We start from the raw sequence: 4,687 nt of genomic DNA, 5'->3' as shown, positions 1-4,687 counted from the left end.
TCGTTATTGGGCGGTTACGGTGCAACCAAGACACTTCCGAGTAACACCGAACCAACAATACATTTTATTTTCCGAATGGAAAATTTATCTTTTTTAATAATGACAATTCTAATTCTCTACATTCAATTTTTATTTCCTAATAGTAAACACTATTTTTTATTTTCAAAAATTGAACTTCTAAAATCATCAGTTTGGTCAAGATAAGCTTTAAAAATCGCTCTCTTCAACTTATGAACTGAACTATCAAATTCTGGTTTGTAATTACTCCAAGAATATCTATCCTCATCTGCATCCTTTCGAACAGCTTCATCCATTAATCGCTGCAACTCTGTAACACTACTTATGGTTTTCGTAGAAAAACTAGTCCAAGGTTTTGTTGGATCATTAAAAGTAACTTTATTCAGTCTATCAAATTGAGCTACACGTTCATTATACATAGCTTGCTTGAATTGTGTCCAAGTTTTATATTGACCATTAAATACTTTTCGAAGGACAAGCTCATCTGTAACTAATCCTCGGTCTTTACCATAAATAGTTATTTTTTTACCATTTTGTTTAGCAACTTCTTCGTATTGATTTGAGATATAAGGTACCATACCATCTTTAAAGCCTTTAGCAGCTAATAGTTCATAGGCCATACGACGTCCCATTAGGTCACCTGGCGTTCCGTCATCATTACTTAATGCTGCATAAATCGGTGCAAATAGTTTGATAGTATAGTAACCATTTCTTTCGTATTTCCCTGAAGTATATTCCCTAGACGAAAGAATATTATTATCAATCAAATCATTGAATGAACGTAGTTTTTCAGCTTCTTCTACTGTCAGATCTCTGACAACATTTGTCGCATATACGTTATTTCCATCTGCTGGATCTTTCACAAACTTATTCTCAATTTTTCTGAGAGCTTTCGTTTTTTGATAATTGGTAAGGTTCTCTGTAATAGATTTTCCTTCAAGATATTCCAACATGTAAACGACATCAAACATATTGTGGACATATTGCTTCAAATCATCAGAGTTTTTAAATCTCGTAGTTGGATCAAGTATTTGTAATCGTTGTCCTTCTGTACTATCAGATTTTGAATGTTTCAAGATTGAGTTGATGGTGATTGTCGCATCTTCTGGATGGTCTGGTGCTTGTAATAAGCCTTTGGCAAAGAACTCTGGTCCCAAGCCACTTCTTCGACCATAGCCTCCAAGATAGATGTCCTGATCTGAATCGTGCGTCATTTCATGAGTATAAGTGATAGCTCCATCCTTATCCAACATACGATAACCCATATAATAAACGGCATCCCCTGTGGCATAAGCTCCATGTCCATTATGCCCAACCTTATTTCCAACAGGACCAAAGAAATGTTTCATTGCAGGATTTGGATTATCAAAACCTGCCACTTCTGTAGCCTTTCCTTCAGTATTATCATTTCCAAATTTATAGGCATCATAAAGCAAGATATTTCGGTAAAGCTTCTCACGCCCTTCCTTATCTAGAATACGATACCAATAATCGTAGTGATCGCGTTGACGTTCGGCAGTTTCGTGAGCACTCTTTTCAACAAAGCTATTCAGATCACCACTTGCTTGATGATCTTTATTACGATAGCGATCATAAGCACCAAATCCTAGGCTAGAGATAGTTGAAATGACAAATACTAATCTTTCTGGCAAGGTTAGTAGAGGCAGTACCATGTTACGGTATTTCCAGCTGTCGCTAGTGATTCGATCATAGACACCGATAGAGTACTTGCTACCAGCTTTTTCCTGGTTAGCCCTCACTTCTGGAATATTAGATTTTTCTTCAACGATATAAGCCTTGGTCTGTGATTTAAACCAGTCATTGTTAGTTTGAGTAGGTGCAAATGCTTTACGGTAGCCTTCTAAAGAACTAAACAGGTCTTTTGTACCGTAATTATTCGTTAACAAGGCATTGTAAGTAACCACATTATTTTTAGCCAAGAGATTGTTGTAGCCAGATTTACCTAGTTCAATAATCGTATCAAGAGGAGAGGTATTTCCCTTACCAAAGAAATCCATATGGAACATAAGCAAATCTTTTGCGCTAGCCTTATCGAATTTGAAATCATACCAGCGTTCTAGATAGGTTAATCCGAGCATCAAGGCTTCTTTGTTTCGCTTGATTTTATCAACAATGTAATTGTCAATTATATCATTATTTCCAGAAACAGCAGCATCAGCTGAAAGTAATTTTTTAAGAGTTTCAGTTAAGTGCTCTTTGGTTTTAGCGAATTGCTCATCTAGATAGAGTTCTGTTAATTTAATATTATCAGAGATTCCTAACAAATTCTTAAGAGCAGTTGGATTATACTGTACTGTATTTAAGTCGTTTTTAACTCTGTCTATTATAGATGTGTAATCTTTTAGGAAAGCATTTGGTGTGTATACTAGACCTGTACTTCCAATATTATACTCAGCCAGATTTGCAAAGTCACTATGGTAGGTTACGTTTACTTTCTCAGATGTTCCATCGTTGTAATGTAGTAATAAATGATTGATAGAATTCTTGTTTGAAGTGATATCTGAGGCTACTTCCTCATTTTTCATAGGGACAACAGATAACAGTTCTTTCTTATACAGGTTATGATCAGTTGATAATTGATTTCCATATTTTACAATGGTATCTCTATTATAGAAAGGTAATAATTTTTCTATATTTTTATATGCAACTTTTCTTGTCTCCTGATAATGAGCTGCCTTGGTATAATCTACATCCTGTTTAGCAGAATTTGTGAAATCTTCCACTGTGACAGTGTGTTTTTTAGTAATCTTCTCTTTCTTAGCTTGAACTGCTGTTTTTTCAATCTCAGTACCACGTTCTACAGTGGAATCAACTGACATCACCTCATCATCAACTTGTTGAACATTGACTACTTTGTTTTCTTTATTACTATAGACATTTGTTTCCTTTATACCATTGAAGTGGTAACCAGAAATCGCATTCCCATTTGTAATATTCATATCGCTGAGAACATTTTGTAGAATCCCAGAATTGTCCTCCGTGCTAGAGCCATTTGTCCAAAGGGAACCTGCAACTCCACCAACTCTAGCGAATGGTTTAGCATTATTTATTTCACCTTCAGCATAACTATTTGCTACAGTTGCATTATTTTCTACGATACCTGCAATTCCACCAATGGTTTGATTAGAATGTTCTCCATTACTTGAAATGGTTACTGATGCTATAGAATGATCTACCCTAGCATTCGTACCAGTTAATTGACCGACTAGACCACCAATTGCATACTGAGAAGTTGTAACAAAGGTATTAGTTATTCTTCCGGTGAAGCTACTATTTCTTACTGTAGAATTATCAACTTTTTGGACAAGTCCTCCGATACCTAGCTCACCAGCAATGATTCCATTTGCGTGAACGTTCTCTAAAGTTGAAGAATTTGTGGCTTCCTTAGCAACTGATGCGACATGATTCTTACCAGAAATATTGACATCTTTTAAGGTGAGATCCTTAACAGTAGCGTGTTCTAATCTATTGAATAATGGCTTTTTCAAATTATAGATAGCATAATGTTTACCCTGATGACTACCAATTAATGTCCCGGTAAATTTACTTGTAACGTAACTTTCTTGGTTTTCACCTAACTCAACCTCACGAGCATTCATGGTTGCGCCCAGAGTGAAAGTTCCATCAGGTCTACTATTCATATCAGTTACTAATTTTTTAAATGATGTGTAGATAGGGCTGTCGTTTTGAACAACTTTTGGAAGATAATAAGTAAAATTGTCTTGATATTGATTATCTACAGATTGCTTCAAGTGTTCCAATCTAGCCGTGATTTTATAGACTGGTTTGCCATCTTTTGTAGTGTCCTCAATGTTTGAAACTGGAAGCAGTACATCTTTAAATTTAGCTGACTTCACCTTAATGAAATAAGCAGATTTATTATCTGGTACTTTATCCAAGCTTGTATGCTGTCTTGACCGATCTCCTTCATAACTATAGAGCTCCACATCAGAAACACTTCTTAGTTCTATTGTTTTCTCTTGAACTTCTACTTTTTTATCAGGTTCTACTTCATTTTCTTGTTTAATTTCTTCGTTTCCATTTGAATTGGCTGTGTTTGATTCGGTTGAAACATCCTCAGTTGAATTTCCTTTTGGTTGTTCTGGTTCTGTTTGTCCGCTCTCTGTTGTTGCATTACCAGAATTTTCAGGTTTTGTTGAAGTTTCGTCTTTTGACTCATCTTTACTTGTTGGTTGTCCATTCAAGGCTGCCGCTGCTGCGACTAAGTCATTCTTAGCTTTCTCAACTTCTGCTTGACTTGCACCTTCTTTAGCTGCTACAGCTTTCGCTGCCGCAAGTGCTTGATCGTAGGCAGTACGCTTAGCTTGGTCTGCATTCTGATACTTGTCAGATTCTTTCGTGCCAGATTCTTTACCAAGCTCGGCATTCAAGGCAGACTTGTCGCTTGCCACTCCATCCAATTGACCTTTTGCATTCTCTACTGCTTGCTTAGCTGCATTCACCTCTGCTTGTGTAGCTCCTGCTTTTGCTAGAACTTTTTGAGCGGCTTCTAATGCTGCATCATAAGCTTTTTTCTTGTCTGCTGTTGCATTTTGATACTTAGCTGTCTCTTTGGTAGCTGTCGCATCTGTTGTTGCGGCTGTTCGTAATGGCTCTTTGTCAGTCCCTTGTCCATTCAAGGCTGCCG

1 protein-coding gene is annotated in these 4,687 nt (G+C 36.6%); it reads right to left on the bottom strand.

Annotated features, from left to right (window positions below; genetic code table 11):
• Positions 1–149: 149 nt before the first annotated feature.
• The coding region (locus B4W83_RS00765; protein WP_083022213.1) for a ZmpA/ZmpB/ZmpC family metallo-endopeptidase at positions 150–4,687 on the bottom strand (4,538 nt) is incomplete at its 5' end.

This window comes from Streptococcus pseudopneumoniae ATCC BAA-960 = CCUG 49455 (assembly GCF_002087075.1).
GTDB lineage: Bacteria > Bacillota > Bacilli > Lactobacillales > Streptococcaceae > Streptococcus > Streptococcus pseudopneumoniae.
This window is presented reverse-complemented; position numbering and strand designations above follow the sequence as displayed.